Here is a 21,557-nt window from a genome sequence, read left to right as displayed (position 1 = left end):
GAGATACCCGCTGGCGGGCGCGCAGAAACGGCCTGCCGGTCAGGCACTCAACGGTGTTCGTTGACGATGTCGACGAACAACCGGTGGATCCGGCGATCGCCGGTCACCTCCGGGTGAAACGAGGTAGCTAGCACCGCGCCGTGGCGCACCGCAACCGGATGCCCGGCAGCCTCCGCCAGCACCTGCACCCCGGGCCCGACCCGCTCCACCCAGGGCGCCCGGATGAATACCGCATGCACCGGATCCTTTAGGCCGGTGAACGCCACGTCACCTTCGAAGGAATCGACCTGCCGACCGAAAGCGTTGCGCCGCACCGTCATATCGATCCCCGACAACGGGATGGCGGCGCGCCCCTGCGCGCCGGCATCGACGATCTCGGCGGCCAGCAGGATCATGCCCGCGCAGGACCCGTAGGCCGGCATCCCGTCGGCCAGCCGGGCTCGCAGCGGATCGATCAGCTCCAGCTCGCGCAGCAGGTGACTCATGGTGGTCGACTCGCCCCCGGGAATCAGCAGGGCATCGACGGCGTCGAGTTCCGCGCGACGACGCACCGGCACCGCCTCGGCGCCGACGGCACGCAGGGCGGCCAGGTGTTCGCGGACGTCGCCCTGCAGCGCGAGCACACCGACCTGCGGGCCGCTCACTGCTCGGTCGGCTGATATCCGGACGGGAAGCGGGTCAGCCCCTCCTGCATGACGGCGGCCACCATGTCTCCGGCTCGGTTGTAGATCTTGCCCTGAGTCAGGGCCCGGCCGGCACCCGCCGACGGCGAGGACTGGTCATAGAGCAGCCATTCGTCGGCCCGGAAGGGGCGCATGAACCACATCGCGTGGTCCAGCGACGCCACCTGCAGGTGGTCACGCTCGGCCGGGTGAATCGACCAGGAGGTGCCCAGCAGGGTCAGGTCGCTCATGTAGGCCAGCGCGCAGATGTGCAGCACCGGATCGTCGGGTAGCCGGTCGCGATGGCGGAACCACACCTGCTGCTCGGCGACTTTGCCCGGAATGTGCGGTAGCTGCGCGCGGGGCACCTTGCGCAGATCCCACTCGGCGAACGCCTTGAAGCCCGCGTCGTCGAAGGCCTTCATGCTGGCAATGTCGGGCAGATCCTTGGGATCGGGTGCGTCGGGCATCAAGTCCTGGTGGGTAATGCCTTGCTGCGCGGTCTGAAACGACGCCGACATGTTGAAGATGGTTTCGCCATGCTGCACCGCGTTGACCCGCCGGGTGCAGAAGGAACCGCCGTCGCGCACCCGCTCGACGATGAACACCGTGGGCGCCCGGGCGTCGCCGGGGCGCAGGAAGTAGCCGTGCAGCGAGTGGACCTGAAAACGCGGGTCCACGGTGCGGACCGCCGATACCAGCGCCTGACCGGCGACGTGCCCGCCGAAGGTGCGCTGGTGGTCAGCGGAGAGCGGACTGAACACGCTTCCGCGGTAGATGTTGACCTCGAGTTGTTCGAGATCGAGGATCTCTTCGATCGCCACAGAGGTTTTCTACCAGCCGCGCTCGGCCAACCGGTGCGGCGCTGCGATGTCCTCGACGTTGATGCCGACCATCGCTTCGCCCAGCCCGCGCGAGACCCGGGCCAGCACGTCCGGGTCGTCGTGGAAGGTGGTGGCTTTGACGATGGCGGCCGCCCGGGCGGCCGGATCACCGGACTTGAAGATGCCGGAGCCGACGAACACGCCTTCGGCGCCGAGCTGCATCATCATCGCCGCATCGGCGGGCGTGGCGATGCCGCCGGCGGTGAACAGCGTCACCGGCAGCTTGCCGGCCTTGGCGACTTCGGCGACCAGTTCGTAGGGGGCCTGCAGTTCCTTTGCCGCGACGAACAATTCGTCTTCGGAGAGCGACGTGAGCCGGCGGATCTCGCCGCCGATGGCACGCATGTGGGTGGTGGCATTGGAGACGTCTCCGGTTCCGGCCTCACCCTTGGAGCGGATCATCGCCGCGCCCTCGGTGATGCGGCGCAGCGCCTCGCCCAGATTGGTCGCCCCGCACACGAACGGGACGGTGAAACGCCACTTGTCGATGTGGTGGCTGTAGTCGGCCGGGGTGAGCACCTCCGACTCGTCGATGTAGTCCACCCCGAGGCTCTGCAGGATCTGCGCTTCGACGAAGTGCCCGATGCGTGCCTTGGCCATCACCGGGATGGTCACCGCGGCGATGATGGATTCGATCATGTCCGGGTCGCTCATCCGCGATACCCCGCCCTGGGCACGGATGTCGGCCGGCACCCGCTCCAGCGCCATCACCGCGACGGCGCCGGCGCCCTCGGCGATGCGGGCCTGCTCGGGGGTGACGACGTCCATGATGACGCCGCCCTTGAGCATCTCGGCCATGCCGCGCTTGACCCGCGCCGTTCCGGTCTGCCCGCCGGGTGCCGAGCCGTTCTGCGCCGCGCTGTCCACTGAATGCTTCTCCTCGCTCGTGATACTCGCCCAGTGTAGTGGGCGCCCGCCAGCCGATTTTCTCCCTCGTTAGTCCAGCGGCGCGAAGACCGGCCCCGGCGGCGGCGGAGCGGCGACCAACGCCGGTAGCACGAAAACCCGCACGTATCGGCGGACCTGGTCGGGGTCGTCGACGCCGGGAATCAGCCGCAGCAACAAGCCGAGGGCCACCGACAGCACGAAATGGGCGGCGTCACCGGGGCGAAGGCCGGCGCGCAGGAAGGTCCCCGCCTGCTGGAATCCGATTTCGAACTGCCCGGCGAGCACCTCGCCCAGCGTCGCCGACCGGGCGATCAGGGCGGCGACGTTGCCCTCGTCGGTGTGCTCGGAGATCACCCGCAGCAGCGGGTCCTGGCCGACCTCGGTGGCCACGATCACCAGCGACTCGGTCACCAGGACGCCGGGGTCATACGACGGTCCCGGCGTCGCCTCTCCTCCGTCGAGCCTCACCGAACCACCGGGGTCGTCGGTGGCCTGAACCCGGGTGGCGATCTCGGCCATCTTGCGCACCGCCACCCGCACCACCAACGCGTCGAGCAGCTCATCGCGGGTGGCGAAGTGGCGGTAGATCACCGCCCGGGTGTAGCCGGCTTCGCGGGCGATGACCTGCATGGTCGAGGTCCGGTAGCCACGCTGGGCAAACGAACGCTCCGCAGCGTCGAGCAACAATTCCCGGGCGTGCTCAGGCGGGTTGCCGCCGCCGGGCGGCCGGCCGCGGCGGCGTGCCGTCATTGCAGTCTCCGGAATATATGGACATGTGCGTCCATATGTCTATTATTGGACGTGGTGCACTCCGTAGTGCCTTCGCTTGCGTATCCGATGAAGGGATCGTCGCATGGCTGCAGCGTTCACCGGCGTACCCGAGCACCGGGATTGGCCGGCCGTGTTCGGCTCCTGGCGGCTGCTGACCAACCCCGGCAAGAACGGCGGGTCGGCCTTCGAGCTGATCGTGGGCCTGGCGGCCCCGATCCTGGCCCGCAGCTACCACCAGTTGCGGGCACATCCCAACGGTCGGCGGCTGTTCGCCGAGAAGCCGGATCTGTTGGCGCTGCTCGGCGACGACGACTATCTGGCCTCCCTCCCGGTGGGATCGCTGGGCCACGCCTACCGGTCGTTTCTGCGCACCAACCGGCTCGATGCCGGCGTCTTCGACGTCGACACCGTGATCCGGCCGGTCGCCGAGCGTCGCGGCTGGGACGACGACTTCTTCTACATGATGCGGCGCGGCACCGCCCTGCACGACATGTTCCACACCCTGGGCGGCTACGGCCCGGACATCGGCGGCGAGTTCGGCAACCTGGGATTCCACTGCGGGCAGATGGAGCCCTCCGGTGCCCTGAAGGCGCTGACCCTCGGGCTGCTCGGACCCCTCATCCCGGCCTCGCCGCGGCGCAAGATCCGTTACTTCCGGGAAGCCGTCCGCCGCGGTCAGCGCGCCGATAACCTGATGGCGGCCCCGTATGAAGAGCTGCTGGACCGGCCGCTCAACGAGGTTCGGGAGATGTTGGGCGTCATGCCGACACGCAGCGCCCACCCGGCCGGCCACATGTTCATCGGGTGGATGCCTCCGGGGATGAAGCCACCCACGCGCTGGGACTACGACGCGGACGTTGCTTGAGCGCGAGCAGTCCCAAAGCCCCATATCGGGCTGAGGTCAGAGGCGTTCGGGAACTGCTCGCCGGAAGGAATCACATAGTCAAGACCATGCGATAGCGTGCCCGGCCCTCCGTCATGGCGGCGTAGGCCTCCGCGGCCTGGGCCAACGGCCGCTCTTCGATACGGGCCCGCACCCCCGACAGCACCGCGAAGGCCATGGTCTCCTCCACGTCGCGGGCGGTGCCCGACGGGTGGCCGATGACGCTGAGTCCCGGGCCGATCAACTGCGCCGGGGCGATCGGCAGCGCGTCGGGGGTGACCCCGATGACAACGAGCTCCCCGCGCGGCTCGAGCCCGCCAACCGTGGCGGCCATCGCCTGGGAGTTGGCCGCGGTGGCCAGCACCACCGCCGCACCCCCGAGCGCCTGCATCGCCTGGCCGACATCGCCGGCGGTCGAGTCGATGTAGTGGTGGGCGCCCAGGGCCCGGGCGTCATCGGCGCGGGCGGCTCCGCGCGCGATCGCGATCGTCTCGAATCCCATGGCGGCGGCGAACTGCACACCCAGGTGCCCCAGACCGCCCAGGCCGAGCACCGCGACCCGGTCCCCGGCGCGTGCCCTCGTCGACCGCAGCGCATGGTAGGTGGTCACCCCGGCACACCCCATCGGCGCCGCCTCGGCGAAGGACAGTTCATCGGGGATACGCGCCAGTGCATTGGCCGGCACGGTCACCGACTCGGCGTACCCGCCCGGGTAGTGCCAGCTGGGCACCTGCCCGTTGGCGCAATGAATGAAATCGCCCTTGCGGCAAGGGATGCAGTGGTTGCAGTGCCCGCCGAACCAGCCCACCGCCACCCGGTCGCCCACCGACCAGCCCGTCACCTGCGCTCCGAGTTCGGCGATGGTGCCGGCGATTTCGTGCCCGGGCGTCAACGGCCAGCTCAGGCCGGGAAAGCCGCCATTGACGATGCCCTGATCGGTGCCGCAGACACCGCAGGCCGCCACGGCGATCCGGACCTGATTGGGCGCGGGTGCGCGGGTGTCGACATCGACCAGGGACAGTGCCGCGCCGACGGACGGTACCTGAACTGCGCGGTGGGATGGCTTGGGATTCACCCGTTCAGGCTAAACGGGTCCCCCCGCCGCGACGGGGTTTTTCCCGCACCCGGGCAGTCAGCTGATCCGACGGAGGTCCGGAGTCGCGCCGGCGCCGTCGGCCAACCGGGCCGCCTCGGCGAGCCGCTCACCCAGCTGCAGCGGATAGACCTTCTCGCCGGCGGCGGCCAGCTCGGCGATCGCGGTGGCATCGCACCAGCGGTGGCCATGCAGGTAGCGCTGCTCCAGCCCGGTCCGACCGGTCCCGGACGGCTCGAACCGGCCAGTGCGGTAGGCGAAGAAGAACTCCTGGCTATCAAGCCGTTCGCCGTTGAACTCGAAGACGGCATCGCGGCGCCAGATCGGCCCGACCAGCTCGCCGGGGTCGACGTTGAGGCCGGTCTCCTCGGCCAGTTCCCGGGCCGCCGCCTCGGCCAGCGGCTCATCGGGGAGCACCTGCCCACCGACGGTGAACCACCAGCGCGGCGCCGGGTGCTCGGCGTCATCCGGCAGGGCCGGGTCGCGACCGCGCAGCAGCAGCACCGATCCCGTCTCGTCGAGCAGCACCACCCGCGCCGAGACGCGCGGAGCAAGCACGCCGTGATCGCCGTGTGCAACCATGCCCGCCCGTTCGAGGATCTCGAAATAGGTTGGCATCGGCGCGGTTCCGCCCAGATGTAACGCCCGTACCAACGGGCGCTCGCGCAGGGCGACCGTGTCACGGACCGCGTCGTTGTGGAATCGGCGGGCCAGCAGCACCCGGGCTTCGGCATCGGCCAATTCGGCGACCATCGCCGGCGGCAACGAGGCGGCGTCGACCATGGCCAGTTCGGCCGACAGTGCGTTCTCGGCCGTCTCACGCATGTCGCGGGACGCCCGCTCGGCGACATCGGCCAGCGCAGCCAGCCGCCGTCCGGCCACCGCGTCGCCGTAGGCCTCGATCGCGACGGCCCGGGCCACCACGGCACGCCGCGCCAGCGCTCCGTCCAGCGCCTGCCAGGACAGATCGCAGCGCACGTGCAGCCGGTTGAGCCGGTTGGCGGTCTGGTATGCCCAGCCGACCGCGGCAGCCAGCACCGCCACGGTGACCAGCACCAGCACGGTGCCGGCGATCGTCGGGCCCATCAGTCGCCCACCGAGACCTTGCGGCCGACGCCGGCGACCGTCTCGTAGACCCGGATGATCTGGTCGGCCACCACCGACCAGTCGTAGCGGCGTACCGCCTCACGGCCGGCCGCCACATAGGACGCCCGCAGCGCCTCGTCGCCGAGCACCTCGATCAGGGCGGCGGCCAGGGCCGCGGGGTCATCGACCGGCACCAGCCGGCCGGCCTGCCCGTCGCGCAACACCCGGCGGAAGGCGTCCAGGTCGCTGGCCACCACCGCGGCGCCGGCCGCCATCGCCTCGGCAAGCACGATGCCGAAGCTCTCCCCGCCGGTGTTGGGCGCGCAGTAGACGTCGGCGCTGCGCAGCGCCGACGCCTTCTCGGCATCGTCGACTTGGCCCAGCAATCGCAGATGGCCGGCCAATGCGCCTGCGTTGCTGCGCAATTCGGCTTCATCACCGCGGCCGACGATCAACACCTGCAGATCGGCGAACTTCTCGACCAGCGCCGGCAGCGCCCCCAGCAGCACCGCCATTCCCTTGCGGGGTTCGTCGTAACGGCCGAGAAACAACACCGTACGGCCGGCCCGCGGATAACCGGGCAACGGCGGCGCCGTGGCGAAGGCCGCCACATCGACCCCGTTGGGGATCTCGACTGCGTCGGATCCCAGCGCCTCCATCTGCCAGCGCCGGGCCAGGTCCGAGACGGCGATGCGGCCGATGATCTTTTCGTGCATCGGCCGCAGTAAGCCCTGGGCCACGCTCAGCGTCAGCGATTTGGTGGTCGACGTGTGGAAGGTGGCCACGATCGGGCCCTCGGCCACATTCAGCGCCAGCATCGACAGGCTGGGGGCGTTCGGCTCGTGCAGGTGCAGCACATCGAATTCACCGTGCAGGAGCCATTTCTTGACCTTGCGATGCGCGGCCGGGCTGAACTGCAGCCGGGCCACCGACCCGTTGTAGGGAATCGCGACGGCCTTGCCGGCGGAGACGACGTAGTCCGGCAGCGCCACATGCGGCGAGGCCGGCGCCAGCACACTGACCTCATGCCCGCGGGCGCGCATCACCTCGGCCAGCTGCAGCACGTGAGCCTGCACCCCGCCGGGCACGTCGAACGAGTAGGGGCAGACCATGCCGATCCGCATCAGCGCTCCCCCAGGCGCGCCCGTCGAGATTCGGGGAGATCGGCCACCCACTGCGGCTGCATCATGTGCCAGTCCTCCGGGTAGGCGGCGATGCCCTCGGCGAACCTGTCGGCCAGCGCCTGGGTGATCACACCGACCTCACCGCTGGAGCAGTCCAGCCGCGGATAGATCCGGATACCCCAGCCGGCGCCGTCGAACCAGCAGTGCACCGGCAGCAGCGCCGCACCCGTTTCGATCGCGAGTTTGGCCGAGCCGGCCGGCATCCGGGTGGACTCCCCGAAGAAGTCGACCGCCACCCCGTTTCGGGTCAGGTCCCGATCGGCCATCAAGCAGACCAGCCCGTTGACGGCCAGTCGCTCGGCCAGCACATCGAACGGGGGGCGTTCCCCGCCGGACAACGGCAGCACTTCGAAGCCCAGAGATTCCCGGAAGTCGACGAAGCGCCGGTACAGCGACTCGGGTTTGAGCCGCTCGGCGACGGTGGTGAACCCGCCGTGGGTCTGCGCCAGCCACACCCCGGCCATATCCCAGTTGCCGCTGTGCGGCAACGCCAGCACCGCGCCCCGGCCGGCCCCCAAGGCGGCCTCCAGGTACTCCTGGCCCAGCACCGAATCGTGCAGCCGGCCGGCCAATTCGGCGTGGTCCATGGTGGGCAGCCGGAACGCCTCGCGCCAGTAGCGGGCATACGACGCCAGCGAAGCCCGGATCAGCGCCGACGGCACCTGCGCCGGGTCCACCCCCAGCACGCGGGCCAGGTTCTTGCGCAGCTGCTCGGGTCCCCCGCCCCGGGATGCGTACCAGGCCCCGGCGTCGAAGGCGTTGCGGGCGACGAACTCCGGCAGGGCGCGCACCAGCATCCAGCCCGCCGCGAACCCGGCGTCGGTGGCCCAGGCATCCAGCTGGCTGAGTCCGGGTACTCGCAGACCGCTCGGCAAGATGGTCACGGTCCGGCCGTTCCCTCGCCGTCGGCGTCCCGCAACGGTTCCACCGCTCCCGGGGAGATCCGCACGGTGTGCAGACGCTGGGCGCAGGTGATCAGGCTGGCCACCGCCAGCAGCCACATCGCCAGGTGCAGCGCCCACGGCAGCGGATAGATCGGCAGATCCGACAGGCCGGCGCCCACCAGCACGATGATCAGCCGTTCCGGACGTTCGATGTAGCCGCCGTCGCCGCGCAGGCCGCTGGCTTCGGCGCGGGCCTTGATGTAGGAGATCACCTGCGACGTCACCAGGCAGATCAACGTCGCGACCACCAGCGGGGCGCTGTGCAGGCCGAACGCCGCCCACCAGGCCAGCCCGCAGAACACCGCTCCGTCGCTGATCCGGTCGCAGGTTGCGTCCAGTACCGCACCGAAGGCGCTGCCGCCGCCGCTTTCTCGCGCCATCGCCCCGTCGAGCATGTCGAAGTGCACGAAGAACCAGACCACCAGGGTGCCGGCGAACAGCTGACCGGTCGGGAACAGGGTCAGCGCCGCCAGCACCGCACCGGCGGTGCCCAGGATGGTGACGATGTCGGCGGTGAGGCCGGCCCGCAGGAAGGCCCGCGCCACCGGCGTGGTGACGCGCGCGAACGCCGCCCGGGACAGGAAAGGCAGCCTGCTCATTGCTGTCTGGTCCACTCGTCGGCGAGCAGCCGGCGAGTGTCGCGCAGCAACTGCGGGATCACTTTGGAGCCGCCGACGATGGTGATGAAGTTCGCGTCACCGCCCCAGCGCGGCACGACGTGCACGTGCAGATGCTCGGCGAGCGACCCGCCGGCCGACTCGCCCAGGTTCAGGCCGACGTTGAACCCGTGCGGGCGCGACACCGCCTTGATGACCCGAATGGACTTCTGGATGAAGGCCATCAACTCGACGCCCTCGGATTCGGTGAGGTCCTCGAACTCCGAGAACCGCCGGTAGGGCACCACCATCAGGTGGCCCGGGTTGTAGGGGTAGAGGTTGAGCACCGCGTAGACGAATTCCCCGCGCGCCACCACCAGCCCGTCCTCGTCGGACAGCGTGGGGATGTCGGTGAACGGCTGGGTGGACCGCGCCGACCCCGACGCCGCCCGCTTGAGCGGCGCCTCGGCCAGATAGGTCATCCGATAGGGCGTCCACAGTCGTTCGAGCCGGTCGGGTTCGCCGACTCCGGTATCGACGATCCCCTGCTCGCCGTCCTCGTCGCCGGTCACTTCGCGCCGCCCACCTTCAGCGTGTCGGCGGTCGGTGCGGTGTTGTCGCGGGCGGCGATCCAGCCGGCGATCGCCGCGACCGCTTCGTCGCGCGGCACGCCGTTGATCTGGGTGCGGTCGGCAAACCGGAAGCTGACGGCGCCGGCCTCGACGTCGCGGTCGCCGGCCAGCAGCATGAACGGCACGTGGGCGTTGGTGTGGTTGACGATCTTCTTGGGCATCCGGTCGTCACTGGCGTCCACCTCGACCCGCACGCCGTGGCTGCGCAGTTGCGCGGCAACGTCTTCCAAGTAGGGCACGTGTTGGTCGGCGACCGGGATGCCGACCACCTGCACCGGCGCGAGCCAGGCCGGGAACGCCCCGGCGTAGTGCTCGGTCAACACCCCGAAGAAGCGTTCGATCGAGCCGAACAAGGCCCGGTGGATGAGCACCGGGCGCTGCCGGGTGCCGTCGGCCGCGGTGTATTCCAGCTCGAAGCGGTCGGGCATGTTGAAGTCGAGCTGAATGGTCGACATCTGCCAGCTGCGGCCCAGCGCGTCTTTGACCTGCACCGAGATCTTCGGCCCGTAGAACGCCGCACCGCCCGGGTCGGGCACCAGGGTCAGCCCGGACGCCTCGGCAACCTCGCGCAGCGTCTCGGTGGCCTCCTCCCACACCTCGTCGGAGCCGACGTATTTCTCCGGGTCCTTGGTGGACAGTTCCAGGTAGTAGTCGTCCAGCCCGTAGTCGGCGAGCAGGTCGAGCACGAAGCGCAGCAACGAGGCCAGCTCGTCGCGCATGGTTTCCCGGGTGCAGTAGATGTGCGCGTCGTCCTGGGTCATGCCGCGAACCCGGGTCAGGCCGTGCACCACGCCGGAGCGTTCGTAGCGATACACGCTGCCGAATTCGAAGAGCCGCAACGGAAGTTCACGGTAGGAACGCCCCCGCGAGCGGAAGATCAGGTGGTGCATGGGGCAGTTCATCGGCTTGAGGTAGTAGTCCTGGCCGGGTTTGCGCACGGTGCCGTCCTCGGCGAACTCCGCATCGATGTGCATCGGCGGGTACATGCCGTCGGAATACCACTGCAGGTGACCGGAGGTTTCGTACAGCGCCGACTTGGTGATGTGCGGGGTGTTGACGAACTGGTAGCCGGCCTCGATGTGCTTGCGCCGCGAGTAGTCCTCGAGCTCCCGGCGGATGATCCCGCCCTTGGGGTGGAAAACGGGCAGGCCCGAACCGATTTCGTCGGGGAAGCTGAACAGGTCCAGTTCCACGCCCAGCTTGCGGTGGTCGCGGCGCTGAGCTTCCTCGATCAGTTCGAGGTGGCGGTCCAGCGCCTCCTGAGACTCCCACGCGGTGCCGTAGACGCGTTGCAGGCTGGCGTTGTTCTGGTCGCCACGCCAGTAGGCCGCCGAAGAGCGGGTGAGTTTGAACGCCGGGATGAACCGGGTGGTCGGGATGTGCGGGCCGCGACACAGATCACCCCAAACCCGTTCCCGGGTACGGGGATTGAGGTTGTCGTAAGCGGTGAGCTCGTCGCCGCCGACCTCCATGATGTCGCTGTCGCCCGACTTGTCGTCGACGAGTTCCAGCTTGTAGGGCTCGCCGGCCAGTTCGGCGCGGGCGGCCTCTTTGGACTCATAAACCCGCCGGGAAAACAGCTGGCCGTCTTTGATGATGGCCTTCATCCGCTTCTCGAGCTTCTCCAGGTCCTCCGGGGTGAAGGCCTCGGGTACGTCGAAGTCGTAGTAGAACCCGTCGGTGATCGGCGGGCCGATGCCGAGCTTGGCGGCCGGGAACAGGTCCTGCACCGCCTGGGCCAGCACGTGCGCACACGAGTGGCGGATGACGCTGCGGCCTTCCTCGGTGTCGGCCGGCACCGGGGTCGCTTCGGTGTCGGTGTCGGGAATCCAGCTCAGGTCCCGCAGCTTGCCCTGCGCGTCGCGCACCACCACGATGGCGTTCGGCGCCCCGCGGCTGGGCAGGCCCGCCGCGCGCACCGCGTCGGCCGCGGTCGTCCCGGCAGCCACCCGAATCGGGTTTGCCGGGACGGGGATGGCGGGCACGCTCATGGGCTGGTCTCCAGTGGGGCTGTCGGACGATCGAACGGGTCGCGACCATGCTATCGGGGCGGGCATCGCTGATCGCCCCAGGTCGAGCAAAGGTCACCGGCCGCGACGATGACCGCTACGGTTCAACCAGGTTGATCCGCGCGATCGCCGCCGGGTAGTTCTTGTCGAAGTCCACCCGGTGTTCCCGGATCTGGGCCGAGTCGATGACGTAGGCGACGTTCACCCACAGATCGCGCATCGTCGGGCGCATCTGCGTTCCAGGCAGTAGTCGGACCGATCGTCACCGGGCAGGAACCGGATCAGCTCGCCCGCCAACGGGAGCCGCGCGGCGAAGTGCTCCGGCCCGGTGTCCATCTCGTCGAAGACGATCCGTTGCGAGCTCATGGCTGGCCGGGTTTGAGCACCACGAACAACGCCTCGCCGTCGGCCAGCAACGTGTCGCCGTCGCACAAGGTGGTCTCGACGAAGATCTTGCGGCCCTCGGTCCGGCTGACCCACGCCTCGACCTGCAGCTCTTTGTCGATCGGGACGATGCGGCGGTAGTTGACGTGCAGGTAGGCGGTGCGTTGGTAAGGCCCGCCGGTCAGCAGCCATGACGCGGTGCCCAGCACCGAGTCGAACAGCAGCCCGATGGCACCGCCGTGCGCAGCACCGTTGCGCCCCAAGTGGAACCGCCGGAACCGGGCCCAGCCACGCAGCCGGCCGTCGTCGCCCTTCTTCAGCTTCATCGGTACCGGAAGCAGGTTGCCACGCATGGGCAGATCCAACCGGCGACCCGACGGCGACGACCACTCGTCGCTGCCGAACGGCGCCAACAGGTCGCAGACTTCCTGCAGCGCGTCGGCGGCTTTGGTGATCACCTCGTCGGGGGCGTCGACGCCGCGGGCCTGGTCTTGCAGGGTACGCATGGTCTCCAGGAACCGGCCGTAGTCCGGCCCGCCCTTCTGGGTCGGCTCGGGCGGGTTGAAACCGCCGCCGGCATGGGTCGCGTGCACCCGTCCCATTTAACGTTGACTCTGCGTCCAGGGCGCATGCTGCCCGCACTTTGGCGCCCTGGACGCAGAGTCAACCGCCTGGGAGGGTGGGCCGGTGGATGTGAGCAAGCTGCGTGACCTACCGCTGACCTACGCCGAGGTGGGCGCCACCGCGGGAGCACTGCCGCAGGGATATCAGCACCTGGAGCACACCGCCCCGATCGGCCGCGGCCGGCAGCGCTTCGAGGAGGCCGGCGCGGCGGTGCTGCGCTGGGGCATGCAACGCGGGGCCGGCCTGGGTGTGCGGGCGGACAGCGACGTCGCCGCGGTGGGCACCACCGTGGTGGTGCGGATGGGGTTTCTGTCCGCGCCATGCCGGGTCGTCTACGTCATCGACGAGCCCGACCGGCGCGGCTTCGCCTACGGCACGCTGCCGGGACATCCCGAATCCGGCGAGGAGTTCTTCGCGGTGCGCTACGACCCGGCCGAGGACACCGTCTACGCGCAGGTACGGGCGTTTTCCCGGCCCGCCAAGTGGTGGATCAAAGCGGGCGGGCCGGTGGTGTCGGTGGCGCAGCGCCTCATCGCCAGGCGCTACCTGCGAGCGGTGTGAGCAGGCGCCGTCACGTCAGCTGGCGGATGTGCACGGCCTGAGCCAGGCGGGCCAGCACCACTGCGGAGACCAGCAGACCGAAGTCGCGCAGCGCGACGTCGTAATAGCCGGACAAGGTGAGCAGGTCGACGATGATGCCGGCCAGCCAGGCCGCCACCACCCAGGCGCCGATCCGCGGCGCGACGGCGACCAGGACACCGGCGACGATCTCGATGGCACCGATCAGGTACATCGCCTGGTCGCCGTTGCCGGGCAGGATGTCGTTGATCCAGGCCGCCAGGTACTTGTCCCAGTGACTCGGGCCCGCGCCGCCGGGGACGTGCGGCAGCAGGTTGAAGAATTTGTCCAGACCGAACAGGATCGGAGCGACCGTGAACAAGGTCCGCAGCACGAAGAACGCCTCGAACAACGGATCCTTCAACCGCTCTGAAACGGCAGGTGAACTCGCATGACCGGTGGCACTCATGACGCCCTCCTCAGTTCTAACGGCGTATATTTCGTACGTTAGAACGGACTAGAATCTAACGTCAAGAGTTTCATCCGATAGAAGTTCGGCGAACCATGGCCAACCGCGACCGCGACGTGACGGGAATCGGCGCACTCGCCGATCCGGTCCGCCGCACGTTGTACCGATTCGTCGCCGCCCAGCCCGCCCCGGTCAGCCGCGACGAGGCGGCGGCCGCGACCGGTATCGCCCGCCACCAGGCCAAGTTCCATCTGGACCGGCTGGAGGCCGACGGCCTGTTGCAGAGCGACTATGCGCGGCTGACCGGCCGCTCCGGTCCCGGCGCGGGCCGCCCCTCCAAGCGCTACCGCCGCTCACCGGAACAGATCGCGGTCAGCTTGCCGCCGCGGGAGTACGAGCTGGCGGGCCGGTTGATGGCCGATGCGATCGCCGAATCCGCCCGCACCGGCAGGCCGGCGATCGAGGTGCTGTGCACCCTGGCCCGCGACTACGGGCGTGAACTCGGCGACACGGCGACCGCGGGGCGGGCACCGAGCAATGCGCCGGCCGCACTGGAACTGGCCGTCGACGTGCTCGGCGAACACGGCTATGAACCGCGCGCGGATGACGGCGAGATCTTCTTGGCCAACTGTCCCTTCCACACGCTGGCCCAGGCCCAGACGGAGCTGGCCTGCACGATGAACCTGGCGTTGATCGGCGGCGTCAGCGATGCGCTGGCACCGCACTGCCCGCAGACCCGGCTCTGCCCAGACCCGTCCCGGTGCTGCGTCGTGCTGAGCGCCGCCGCGGATGCGGGCTAGCCCCAGCGCGCCAGCAGCTGCTGCGCCCCGGCGCACAGCTCGTCGAGCACCACCGCCACCGGACGGCTGTCGCGCAGCATCCCCACGCCCTGGCCCGCATCGACCGGCGCGATGCGCTGATCTTCGGCGGCGATCCCGGCCGCCAGTTCCGCACCGGCGTCCCGATCGCCAGCCAGGGCGTCCTCCCGGCCCGCCCAGCGATCGGCGAACTCGTTGCGCAACACCCGCGACGGGAACCGCGCCGGCCAATCCAGCCGCTGGCCGACGTCGAACACCCGGGTGGTGATGGTGTCGGTGCCGGCCGCCGCGATCAGGGCGCGCCGGGCGCCGTCGCCGGTCAGCGCCTCCGGACAGGCCGACAGGCAGGTGCCCAGCCAGGCGCCGGCGGCGCCGGCCGCCAGCACCGCGGCCAGGCTGCGCGCCGAGGCGATCCCCCCGGCGGCCAACACCGGCAGCGTCACGGCGTCCAGCACGGCGTCGAGCAGCGGCAGGGTGGCAAGCCGGGTCTCTCCGTGTCCGCCGCCTTCGGCGCCGCGGGCCACCAGCAGGTCCAGTCCGGCGTCGGCCGCACGGCGGGCGGTCTCGACGTCATAGACCTGTGTGACGGCGAGGATGCCGGCCGCGTGGGCGCGCGCCACCCAGGACAAGTCGTCGCCGAAGCTCACCGAGAGCAGCACCGGGCGGGCGGCCAGGGCGGCGTCGAGCAGGTCGGGCTGTTCGCGGATCACCCAGTCCACCAAGCCGATTCCGAATTTCGCCGGTCCGGCCAGGGCCAGCTCGGTGGCCAGCGCCGCCGCCGTGGCGGTGCTGCCCATCCCGATCATGCCCAGCCCGCCCGCCGCGGTGACCGCGGCGGCCAGCCGGCCACCTGCCACCCCGCCCATCGGGGCGTTGACGATGGGCACCCGCAGCCCGGCCCGCAGTGACCAGGGCGTGCAGAGTCCGGCGGCGGGCACGCTCAGTGCGAGGCGCTCTTGGTGACCGTCAGCAGCACCACCGCGTCCTCCAGGGACTCCAGCGCGTGACGGGTACGCGGCAGGGTGACGATCTCCCCGGCCGCGCCTTCCCAGGCGTCGTCGCCGGCGGTCAACCGCACCCGGCCGCGCAGCACCTGCAGGGTCGACTCCCCCGGGCTGTCGTGTTCGGCCAGCGACTGACCGGCCTGCAGCGCGACCAGCGTCTGACGCAGGTGGTGTACCGAGCCCCCGTAGACGGTGTGCGCCGCGCGCCCGCTGTGGTGTTGCCGGGCCTCGGCCAGCTTCTCGTCGGCCAACGTGGTCAGGGAGGTCGATTCCATCGGTAGTCCTTCTCACTCGTCGGGTCGGTGTCGGGGTCGGACTCAGCGGGACAGCAACAGAATGCCCAGCGGCACCAGAGCGGCAACCTTGATCAGCTCCAAGCCGACGTAGGCGTAGTGCGCACGGGAACGGGGCGCATCCAGTCCGGACAGCACCTGATCGGCGCGGCGGCTCAAACGCGGCCGCACCGCCAGCATCTGGGCGAACAACATGACCACCACGACCCCGAACGCCACGACGACCGCGGTGCTGGGGCGCTCGATCGCAAACGTCACCGCGATCGCCGCGGCGAGCACGAACTCGGCGGCATTGAGGGCCCGAAACACCAACCGGCCGATCCCGAGGCAGACCGGGATCGTCGCGTTGGGCGCCCGGAACTTCAGCGGTGCTTCCATGAACGAGATCGCGATCACCATGCCCAGCCAGAGAAAGGTCGCGGCGGTCGCGACGCCGCAGGCGGCGCTCACCCGGCAGATCCTTCCAGGCGCAGCGGCGTGGGCTCGTCCACGTTCACCGACTTCAAGTGCGCCACACACAGATCGGGCTTGGCGAACGAGTCGAGGCGGTCGACGGTGACCGGTGCATCCCAGGCTTCCAGCGCACCTTGCATCAGGCCGAGGTGGATCGGGCAGACCACCTCCGTCGAGCTCTCAGCCAGCTCGAGGAACGGGCAGTGGCGCAGGCCGAGCTGCTTGTCGCCGGCGGCATCGGGTTCGAGGTGTTCGGGTTGGAATCCCAACTCGTCGAGCATGTCGACGAGGTGGCCGGTCGACTCGTCGGCGTCGACCGACTCGGTCGGGCGGTTCAGCGGGCGCAGTCGCTGCCCCCACGCCCGGCCGGCCGCCAGCGCCTTGCCGCTGGGGTCGGAGTCGGCGGCCAGGCCGATGGCGAGGATCTCGGCGAGCAGCCGGAAGCGACGGGTGCCGCCCCGGTCCATCTGCCGGATCGCCCGGAACATCAGCGCCGGACGGCCCCGGCCCTTGTGGTCGGGTTCGGTGTGTTCGACGCGGCCTTCTTCGACCAGGGTGTCCAGGTGGAACCGCACGGTGTTGGGGTGGACTCCCAACTCGTCGGCGATCTGCGCGATGCTCAGCGGCTCGTCTGCGGCCTGCACCAGCCGAAGCACGTCAAGACGACGTCCTCCAGGTGGCCCGGCCGGTTTGGCGATGTCGCTCACTCCCCCTGGGGCGGGTAACTGGCCACCAGCGGGGTGTCGACGCCGAGCGCTCCGACCTTGGCCGCGCCGCCGGGCGAGCCGAGCGCTTCGTCGCGCCCGGGCAGCGCCTCGGTGAAGAACTCCGCGTTGTCGGCCAGGTGGGGTTGCAGCTCGTCCGGGAGGTCATCCTCGTAGTAGATGGCCTCGACCGGGCATACCGGCTCGCAGGCTCCGCAGTCCACACATTCATCAGGATGGATGTAGAGGGCTCGCCCGCCTTCGTAGATGCAGTCGACGGGGCACTCCTCGACGCAGGCCCGGTCCATCACGTCAACGCACGGCTTCCCGATCACATATGCCATGGGCGTGAAGTTTACACAAGGAATTTTGTAGAAACTAGAAGGGCGGACCTAAATGGCGGGGGGCGGCATCCGCCCATCGCCGCCTGCTGGTCGCGATCCGCTGGGGGCGACGAAACCCGTTGTGCCCCAGCATGACTGGATGGCTACCTCGCCGACGTACGGCGGGCGATCGGCCGCGGCGCCGCGGTGCGCACGGTGCCGCTCAGACCGTTTGCGCCGCGGTCGCCTGCGCCTTGGCCCAGCGGTAGTCGGCCTTGCCGGAGGGCGAGCGCTGCACCCGCTCGCAGAACACCACGTCCTTGGGCAGCTTGTAGCGCGCGATGTAGCGGGCCGCCTCGGTGACGATGTCCTCGGCGTCGGCCTCGGCGCCGTCGGCCAGTTGCACCACGGCGACGACCTCGTGGCCCCACCGCGGGCTGGGCCGGCCCACCACGACGACGTCGTAGACGGCGGGATGGTGGGCGACCGCGGCCTCGACCTCCTCGGCGAAGATCTTCTCGCCGCCGGAGTTGATCGTCACCGAGTCGCGCCCGAGCAACTCGATGCCGCCGTCGGCATCCCAGCGGGCCCGATCACCGGGGACCGAATGCCGGATGCCTTCGATGACCGGGAAGGTGCGTGCGCTCTTCTCCGGGTCGCCCAGGTATCCCAGCGGCACATAGCCCTGCTGGGCCAGCCAGCCGATCTCGTCGTCGCCGGGCCGCAGGATGCGGGTCATGTCCTCACTGACCACGACCGCGCCCGGGTTCGGGGTGAAGCGGCCGGTGGAGGCCTGGCCGCGGCTGGTGGTCTGACCCATCTGCGCGCCGGTCTCCGAGGAGCCGCCGGCGTCCAGGATCGACAGGTGCGGCAACAGGTCCAAGATCCGTTGCTTGAGCGGGACGGTCAGCGGAGCACCACCGCTGGCCAGCACGAACAGGCCCGACAGGTCGTAATCTCCGGCCGCGGCGCTTTTCAAGGCGCCGGCGAGCGGGCGGGCGAAGGCGTCGCCGACGATCGACAGCGAAACGACGCGCTCCCTGGCCGCCAGTTCCCAGGTCGCCGCCGGGTCGAACCGGTCGGTGGTCGCCGACATCACGAACGGGCGCCCGCCCAGCACCGTGATGAACGCAGCCCACTGGGCGGCGCCGTGCATCAGCGGCGCCACGGTCATCGAACCCGGGCCGCCGGCGCGGGTACGTTCGACGATCTCCGCCAGGCTGGTGGGAACGGTGCCGGTGCCGAACTCCCGGCCGCCCATCGCGTTGATGAAGATGTCGTGCTGGCGCCACAGCACGCCCTTGGGCATGCCGGTGGTGCCGCCGGTGTAGAGCAGGTACAGGTCGTCCGGGGACAGCGGCAGGTTCAGCGGTTCACCGGAGGTGCTCGCCAGCAACTCCTCATAGTGCAGCGCGCCGGGCAGCGGTGCGTTGCCGGAGTCGTCGTCGACGTGGATCAGCAGCATCGCCGGCAGCCGGTCGCCGGCGTGCTGCAGCGCTTCGGCCAGGGTGGGGGCAAAGCGCGCGTGGTACATGATCGCCTCGGCGGAGGCGTCGGCCAGCAGGTAGACCAGCTCGTCGGCCACGTATCGGTAGTTGACGTTGAACGGGGCGACGCGGGCCTGGTAGGCGCCCAGCATGCCTTCCAGGTATTCGTTGCCGTTGGCCAGATACAGCGCAAGATGGCTCTGACCGGAGTCGTGGGGGGCCAGCTCGGAGCGCTCCCGGCGCGCGCCCAGGCCCCGCTCGTGCAGTGCCCGGGCCAACCGGCGGGTGCGGTCGTCGATCTGGGCATAGGTGAACCGCCGGTCGCCGAAGACCACGCAATCGCGGTCCGGGATGGCCGAGGCCACCGCCGAGAACACCTGGGCGAGGTTGAATTCCACTGCCGCTCCTCGATCCGACCACCGCATGCGCCCGGATAACGCTACAAGGTGACGCATATTGGCCCGCCGACGGTGCGGGCAGGCGCATCCGGTCAGCGTCAGGCATGCTTGGCCGCATGTCGGTGGATGTCCTACTGCAGTCGATCCCGCCCCTGGCGGTCTATTTGCTCGTCGGCGGGGTGATCGGGATCGAGAGCCTGGGCATCCCGTTGCCCGGCGAAGTCATGCTGGTCGGAGCCGCGCTGCTGTCGTCGCGCCACGACCTGGCGGTGGACCCGGCCGGGGTCGCGGTGGCGGCCGTGGTCGGCGCGGTGATCGGCGACTCGATCGGATATTCGATCGGGCGGCGCTTCGGCATGCCGCTCTTCGATCGTCTGGGCCGGCGGTTCCCCAGCCACTTCGGTCCCGGCCACGTCGCCTACGCGGAACGGTTGTTCGCCCGCTGGGGCACCAGTGCGGTGTTCTTCGGCCGGTTCATCGCGCTGCTGCGCATCCTGGCCGGGCCGCTGGCCGGGGCGTTGAAGATGCGCTACTCACATTTCCTTGTCGCCAATGTGACCGGCGCGATCTGCTGGGCCGGCGGCACCACCGCCCTGGTGTACTACGCCGGGATGGCCGCTGAGCACTGGTTGTCCCGGTTCTCCTGGGTCGCGTTGCTGGTCGCGGTGCTCGCTGGTGTCATCGGCACCATCGCGCTGCGGGGGCGCATCGGTGCGCAGATCGCCGAGCTGGAAGCGCAGCATCAGCACGAGGCCGAGGCCGTTCAAGAAGTCGCCGACTAGGGGTTGTCGCCGCGCCGTCGGCGGAGCATGGTGGAGGGGGACCGGCGGCGCCGCCGGGGCGTCGCCACCGATCACCCGGAGGCCGTCATGTTCGCGCGCGCAACCACCATTCACGCCCATCCTTCCTTCCTTGATGAGGGGATCACCCATGTCCGCAGTGTGGTGATGCCGACCCTGGCCGACCAGGACGGCTGCGCGGGAATGTCCATGCTGGTCGACCGCGACGCCGGCCGGTGCATCATCACCTCCTCATGGCTGGACGAGGACACCCTGCGGGGCAGCGAGGACAGCGCCCAGCAGCTGTGCGACCGCGCCAGGGAGATCTTCCACGCCACCGCCGAGATCACCCGTTGGGAGATCGCCGCGGCACGCCGTGATCACCGGTCCCGCCGCCACGCCGGCGTGCGGGTCACCTGGCTGCGGACCGATCCGGCCCGGTGCGAGCGGATGATCGACACCTACAAGCTGGCGCTGATGCCCGAGATGGCCGACCTCGACGGCTTCTGCAGCACCACTTTGCTGGTGGACCGGCCCTCGGGGCGGGCGGTGTCTTCGATCAGCTTCGACGACCGCGCGGCGATGGTGGCCAGCCGCAGCGGGGAGCAGGCGATCTGGGCCAAAGCCGTCAACGACGCCGGCGCCGAGGTGCTCGAGGTCGCCGAGTTCGACCTGGCGATCGCGCACTTGAACGTGCCGGAGATGGTGTAGCCCTTCGTCAGCCGTAGTAGGGGTGGCCGCACGCTAATCTTTGGTCGCGGCGCGGTGCCGCCTTTGCTAGGAGGTCTCACCCATGCGGTCTTTCAGCGTGGCCGTGGTCGTGACGGTTGGCGCCATGTTCGGTTGCGTGCCCGTGGCTGTGGCGGCCCCGAAGGATTACTGCGCCGAGCTCCAAGGTGGCAATACCGGCCGCACCTGTGAGATCCAGCTCTCCGAACCCGGCTACCGCGTCGACATCAGCATTCCGCTGAACTACCCCGACCAGAAGCCGGTCGCCGAGTACGTCGCCCAGACCCGCGAGGCGTTCCTCAACGCGGCCAAGTCCGGCGCGCCTCGCAGCACGCCGGACGAGTTGAGCATCAAGCCGACGGAATACGGCTCGTCGATTCCCCCGCGCGGCACCCAAGCGGTGGTGTTCACGGTGAACCAGAACGTCGGCGGGGCCCAGCCCCAGACCACGTACAAGGCGTTCAACTGGGACCAGACCTACCGCAAGGCGATCACCTACGCGGCCGCCCCGGACGACAAAGAACATGCGCCGTTGTGGCAGGTGGACGATCCGCTGAAGACCGTCGCCCCGATCGTCCAGGCGGAGCTGCAGCAGCAGTTGGCACCGTCGCCCGCACAACCGGAACAGTCGACGACGACCACGTCCACCACGGCGCCACCACCGTTGCCGTTCGCGCAAGCCGCGCTGTACGACCCGGCCAACTACCAGAATTTCGCGGTGGTCAACGACGGGGTGATTTTCTTTTTCGACCAGGGCGTGTTGTTGCCCGCCTCGGCCGGGGCCGTACATGTGCTGGTGCCCCGGTCGGCGATCGACCCGATGATCGCCTGAGACCTGCGCAGTGCGAGTGATCCGGGCCGGCGAGATCTGTCGCGGCGGCCCGGTGATCCAGGTTGGCAGT

At 69.7% G+C, this 21,557-nt stretch carries 27 protein-coding genes; 6 read left to right on the top strand and 21 right to left on the bottom strand.

Annotated features, from left to right (window positions below; translation table 11 throughout):
• Positions 1-47: 47 nt before the first annotated feature.
• The 4 genes from pdxT to AC5Y4Q_RS17635 form a co-directional block, all read right to left on the bottom strand.
• The gene (gene pdxT, locus AC5Y4Q_RS17650; RefSeq protein ID WP_064920385.1) at positions 48-644 is read right to left on the bottom strand and encodes a pyridoxal 5'-phosphate synthase glutaminase subunit PdxT; all 597 of its coding nucleotides are present in this window, start codon (positions 642-644) and stop codon (positions 48-50) included.
• Positions 641-1,486 (bottom strand): acyl-CoA thioesterase II, encoded by an 846-nt coding sequence (gene tesB, locus AC5Y4Q_RS17645; protein ID WP_064920386.1) that lies wholly within the window; start codon positions 1,484-1,486, stop codon positions 641-643. Before tesB ends, pdxT begins: the two co-directional genes overlap by 4 nt.
• Before the next feature lie 9 nt (positions 1,487-1,495).
• The gene (gene pdxS, locus AC5Y4Q_RS17640) at positions 1,496-2,413 is read right to left on the bottom strand and encodes a pyridoxal 5'-phosphate synthase lyase subunit PdxS (RefSeq protein WP_064920387.1); all 918 of its coding nucleotides are present in this window, start codon (positions 2,411-2,413) and stop codon (positions 1,496-1,498) included.
• Between the two features lie 69 nt (positions 2,414-2,482).
• A complete protein-coding gene (locus AC5Y4Q_RS17635) occupies positions 2,483-3,184 on the bottom strand; it encodes a TetR/AcrR family transcriptional regulator (RefSeq protein WP_064920388.1) in 702 nt (233 codons plus the stop codon).
• Positions 3,185-3,287: 103 nt separating this feature from the next.
• Here AC5Y4Q_RS17635 and AC5Y4Q_RS17630 point away from each other — a divergent pair, with 103 nt between their 5' ends.
• On the top strand, positions 3,288-4,070 hold the full coding sequence (locus tag AC5Y4Q_RS17630; protein WP_064920389.1) for a Coq4 family protein: 783 nt from the start codon (positions 3,288-3,290) through the stop codon (positions 4,068-4,070).
• 70 nt (positions 4,071-4,140) lie between these two features.
• On the opposite strand, the gene AC5Y4Q_RS17625 is transcribed toward AC5Y4Q_RS17630, so the two are convergent.
• The 10 genes from AC5Y4Q_RS17625 to AC5Y4Q_RS17580 all read right to left on the bottom strand — a co-directional run bounded on the left by AC5Y4Q_RS17625 (position 4,141) and on the right by AC5Y4Q_RS17580 (position 12,618).
• Entirely contained in the window at positions 4,141-5,163 is a 1,023-nt protein-coding gene (locus AC5Y4Q_RS17625; RefSeq protein ID WP_064920390.1) for an alcohol dehydrogenase catalytic domain-containing protein, read from the bottom strand.
• Between the two features lie 57 nt (positions 5,164-5,220).
• Positions 5,221-6,267, bottom strand: a complete 1,047-nt coding sequence (locus AC5Y4Q_RS17620) for an NUDIX hydrolase (RefSeq protein ID WP_064920391.1) — start codon at positions 6,265-6,267, stop codon at positions 5,221-5,223.
• Positions 6,267-7,391 (bottom strand): glycosyltransferase family 4 protein, encoded by a 1,125-nt coding sequence (locus AC5Y4Q_RS17615; RefSeq protein WP_064920392.1) that lies wholly within the window; start codon positions 7,389-7,391, stop codon positions 6,267-6,269. The genes AC5Y4Q_RS17620 and AC5Y4Q_RS17615 overlap by 1 nt, the downstream gene beginning before the upstream one ends.
• Positions 7,391-8,314: a phosphatidylinositol mannoside acyltransferase gene (locus AC5Y4Q_RS17610; RefSeq protein WP_234786561.1), complete on the bottom strand. Its 924-nt coding sequence runs from the start codon at positions 8,312-8,314 to the stop codon at positions 7,391-7,393. Before AC5Y4Q_RS17610 ends, AC5Y4Q_RS17615 begins: the two co-directional genes overlap by 1 nt.
• A gap of 17 nt (positions 8,315-8,331) precedes the next feature.
• Positions 8,332-8,994 (bottom strand): phosphatidylinositol phosphate synthase, encoded by a 663-nt coding sequence (gene pgsA, locus AC5Y4Q_RS17605; protein ID WP_064920394.1) that lies wholly within the window; start codon positions 8,992-8,994, stop codon positions 8,332-8,334.
• Positions 8,991-9,563: an ATP adenylyltransferase gene (locus AC5Y4Q_RS17600; protein WP_064920395.1), complete on the bottom strand. Its 573-nt coding sequence runs from the start codon at positions 9,561-9,563 to the stop codon at positions 8,991-8,993. Before AC5Y4Q_RS17600 ends, pgsA begins: the two co-directional genes overlap by 4 nt.
• Positions 9,560-11,614, bottom strand: coding sequence for a threonine--tRNA ligase (gene thrS, locus AC5Y4Q_RS17595; protein WP_064920396.1), 2,055 nt, complete (start codon positions 11,612-11,614; stop codon positions 9,560-9,562). Before thrS ends, AC5Y4Q_RS17600 begins: the two co-directional genes overlap by 4 nt.
• Positions 11,615-11,729: 115 nt before the next feature.
• The gene (locus tag AC5Y4Q_RS17590; RefSeq protein ID WP_267887735.1) at positions 11,730-11,852 is read right to left on the bottom strand and encodes a hypothetical protein; all 123 of its coding nucleotides are present in this window, start codon (positions 11,850-11,852) and stop codon (positions 11,730-11,732) included.
• On the bottom strand, positions 11,834-11,998 hold the full coding sequence (locus AC5Y4Q_RS17585; protein ID WP_165604384.1) for a hypothetical protein: 165 nt from the start codon (positions 11,996-11,998) through the stop codon (positions 11,834-11,836). Before AC5Y4Q_RS17585 ends, AC5Y4Q_RS17590 begins: the two co-directional genes overlap by 19 nt.
• Entirely contained in the window at positions 11,995-12,618 is a 624-nt protein-coding gene (locus AC5Y4Q_RS17580; RefSeq protein ID WP_499959797.1) for a PaaI family thioesterase, read from the bottom strand. Before AC5Y4Q_RS17580 ends, AC5Y4Q_RS17585 begins: the two co-directional genes overlap by 4 nt.
• 85 nt (positions 12,619-12,703) lie before the next feature.
• Between AC5Y4Q_RS17580 and AC5Y4Q_RS17575 the strand changes: the two genes are divergently transcribed.
• Positions 12,704-13,201 (top strand): DUF1990 domain-containing protein, encoded by a 498-nt coding sequence (locus AC5Y4Q_RS17575; protein ID WP_064920398.1) that lies wholly within the window; start codon positions 12,704-12,706, stop codon positions 13,199-13,201.
• 10 nt (positions 13,202-13,211) lie between these two features.
• Here AC5Y4Q_RS17575 and AC5Y4Q_RS17570 read toward each other — a convergent pair whose 3' ends face one another.
• The gene (locus AC5Y4Q_RS17570) at positions 13,212-13,667 is read right to left on the bottom strand and encodes a DoxX family membrane protein (RefSeq protein ID WP_064920399.1); all 456 of its coding nucleotides are present in this window, start codon (positions 13,665-13,667) and stop codon (positions 13,212-13,214) included.
• A gap of 95 nt (positions 13,668-13,762) precedes the next feature.
• Between AC5Y4Q_RS17570 and AC5Y4Q_RS17565 the strand changes: the two genes are divergently transcribed.
• On the top strand, positions 13,763-14,467 hold the full coding sequence (locus AC5Y4Q_RS17565) for a helix-turn-helix transcriptional regulator (protein WP_064920400.1): 705 nt from the start codon (positions 13,763-13,765) through the stop codon (positions 14,465-14,467).
• Here the strand turns inward: AC5Y4Q_RS17565 and AC5Y4Q_RS17560 are convergent.
• The 6 genes from AC5Y4Q_RS17560 to AC5Y4Q_RS17535 form a co-directional block, all read right to left on the bottom strand.
• On the bottom strand, positions 14,464-15,351 hold the full coding sequence (locus tag AC5Y4Q_RS17560) for an NAD(P)H-dependent flavin oxidoreductase (protein ID WP_499959814.1): 888 nt from the start codon (positions 15,349-15,351) through the stop codon (positions 14,464-14,466). The two genes, AC5Y4Q_RS17565 and AC5Y4Q_RS17560, sit on opposite strands and share 4 nt — an antisense overlap.
• Positions 15,352-15,425: 74 nt before the next feature.
• On the bottom strand, positions 15,426-15,764 hold the full coding sequence (locus tag AC5Y4Q_RS17555) for a cupin domain-containing protein (protein ID WP_125224620.1): 339 nt from the start codon (positions 15,762-15,764) through the stop codon (positions 15,426-15,428).
• A 42-nt stretch (positions 15,765-15,806) separates the two neighbouring features.
• Positions 15,807-16,232: a hypothetical protein gene (locus AC5Y4Q_RS17550; protein ID WP_125224619.1), complete on the bottom strand. Its 426-nt coding sequence runs from the start codon at positions 16,230-16,232 to the stop codon at positions 15,807-15,809.
• Positions 16,229-16,942: a helix-turn-helix transcriptional regulator gene (locus AC5Y4Q_RS17545; protein ID WP_064920403.1), complete on the bottom strand. Its 714-nt coding sequence runs from the start codon at positions 16,940-16,942 to the stop codon at positions 16,229-16,231. The genes AC5Y4Q_RS17550 and AC5Y4Q_RS17545 overlap by 4 nt, the downstream gene beginning before the upstream one ends.
• Entirely contained in the window at positions 16,939-17,283 is a 345-nt protein-coding gene (gene fdxA, locus AC5Y4Q_RS17540; protein ID WP_064920404.1) for a ferredoxin, read from the bottom strand. Before fdxA ends, AC5Y4Q_RS17545 begins: the two co-directional genes overlap by 4 nt.
• Before the next feature lie 202 nt (positions 17,284-17,485).
• Entirely contained in the window at positions 17,486-19,147 is a 1,662-nt protein-coding gene (locus AC5Y4Q_RS17535; RefSeq protein ID WP_125224618.1) for an acyl-CoA synthetase, read from the bottom strand.
• Between the two features lie 116 nt (positions 19,148-19,263).
• Between AC5Y4Q_RS17535 and AC5Y4Q_RS17530 the strand changes: the two genes are divergently transcribed.
• From AC5Y4Q_RS17530 to AC5Y4Q_RS17520, 3 genes are all read left to right on the top strand, one after another.
• The gene (locus AC5Y4Q_RS17530) at positions 19,264-19,929 is read left to right on the top strand and encodes a DedA family protein (protein WP_125224617.1); all 666 of its coding nucleotides are present in this window, start codon (positions 19,264-19,266) and stop codon (positions 19,927-19,929) included.
• A gap of 87 nt (positions 19,930-20,016) precedes the next feature.
• Positions 20,017-20,637 (top strand): antibiotic biosynthesis monooxygenase, encoded by a 621-nt coding sequence (locus AC5Y4Q_RS17525; protein WP_064920440.1) that lies wholly within the window; start codon positions 20,017-20,019, stop codon positions 20,635-20,637.
• A gap of 82 nt (positions 20,638-20,719) precedes the next feature.
• On the top strand, positions 20,720-21,487 hold the full coding sequence (locus tag AC5Y4Q_RS17520; RefSeq protein ID WP_125224616.1) for an esterase: 768 nt from the start codon (positions 20,720-20,722) through the stop codon (positions 21,485-21,487).
• Positions 21,488-21,557: the final 70 nt, after the last annotated feature.

Source organism: Mycobacterium sp. NGS16, assembly GCF_059813225.1.
This window is presented reverse-complemented; position numbering and strand designations above follow the sequence as displayed.

Bases quoted from the DNA above. Each gene is read 5' to 3' on its own strand.
- AC5Y4Q_RS17635 (WP_064920388.1), bottom strand. From the start codon at position 3,184: ATGACGGCACGCCGCCGCGGCCGGCCGCCCGGCGGCGGCAACCCGCCT.
- AC5Y4Q_RS17630 (WP_064920389.1), top strand. From the start codon at position 3,288: ATGGCTGCAGCGTTCACCGGCGTACCCGAGCACCGGGATTGGCCGGCC.
- AC5Y4Q_RS17620 (WP_064920391.1), bottom strand. From the start codon at position 6,267: ATGGGCCCGACGATCGCCGGCACCGTGCTGGTGCTGGTCACCGTGGCG.
- AC5Y4Q_RS17615 (WP_064920392.1), bottom strand. From the start codon at position 7,391: ATGCGGATCGGCATGGTCTGCCCCTACTCGTTCGACGTGCCCGGCGGG.
- pgsA (WP_064920394.1), bottom strand. From the start codon at position 8,994: ATGAGCAGGCTGCCTTTCCTGTCCCGGGCGGCGTTCGCGCGCGTCACC.
- thrS (WP_064920396.1), bottom strand. From the start codon at position 11,614: ATGAGCGTGCCCGCCATCCCCGTCCCGGCAAACCCGATTCGGGTGGCT.
- AC5Y4Q_RS17590 (WP_267887735.1), bottom strand. From the start codon at position 11,852: ATGCGCGATCTGTGGGTGAACGTCGCCTACGTCATCGACTCGGCCCAG.
- AC5Y4Q_RS17585 (WP_165604384.1), bottom strand. From the start codon at position 11,998: ATGAGCTCGCAACGGATCGTCTTCGACGAGATGGACACCGGGCCGGAG.
- AC5Y4Q_RS17580 (WP_499959797.1), bottom strand. From the start codon at position 12,618: ATGGGACGGGTGCACGCGACCCATGCCGGCGGCGGTTTCAACCCGCCC.
- AC5Y4Q_RS17570 (WP_064920399.1), bottom strand. From the start codon at position 13,667: ATGAGTGCCACCGGTCATGCGAGTTCACCTGCCGTTTCAGAGCGGTTG.
- AC5Y4Q_RS17565 (WP_064920400.1), top strand. From the start codon at position 13,763: ATGGCCAACCGCGACCGCGACGTGACGGGAATCGGCGCACTCGCCGAT.
- AC5Y4Q_RS17560 (WP_499959814.1), bottom strand. From the start codon at position 15,351: ATGGGCGGGGTGGCAGGTGGCCGGCTGGCCGCCGCGGTCACCGCGGCG.
- AC5Y4Q_RS17555 (WP_125224620.1), bottom strand. From the start codon at position 15,764: ATGGAATCGACCTCCCTGACCACGTTGGCCGACGAGAAGCTGGCCGAG.
- fdxA (WP_064920404.1), bottom strand. From the start codon at position 17,283: ATGGCATATGTGATCGGGAAGCCGTGCGTTGACGTGATGGACCGGGCC.
- AC5Y4Q_RS17530 (WP_125224617.1), top strand. From the start codon at position 19,264: ATGTCGGTGGATGTCCTACTGCAGTCGATCCCGCCCCTGGCGGTCTAT.
- AC5Y4Q_RS17525 (WP_064920440.1), top strand. From the start codon at position 20,017: ATGTTCGCGCGCGCAACCACCATTCACGCCCATCCTTCCTTCCTTGAT.
- AC5Y4Q_RS17520 (WP_125224616.1), top strand. From the start codon at position 20,720: ATGCGGTCTTTCAGCGTGGCCGTGGTCGTGACGGTTGGCGCCATGTTC.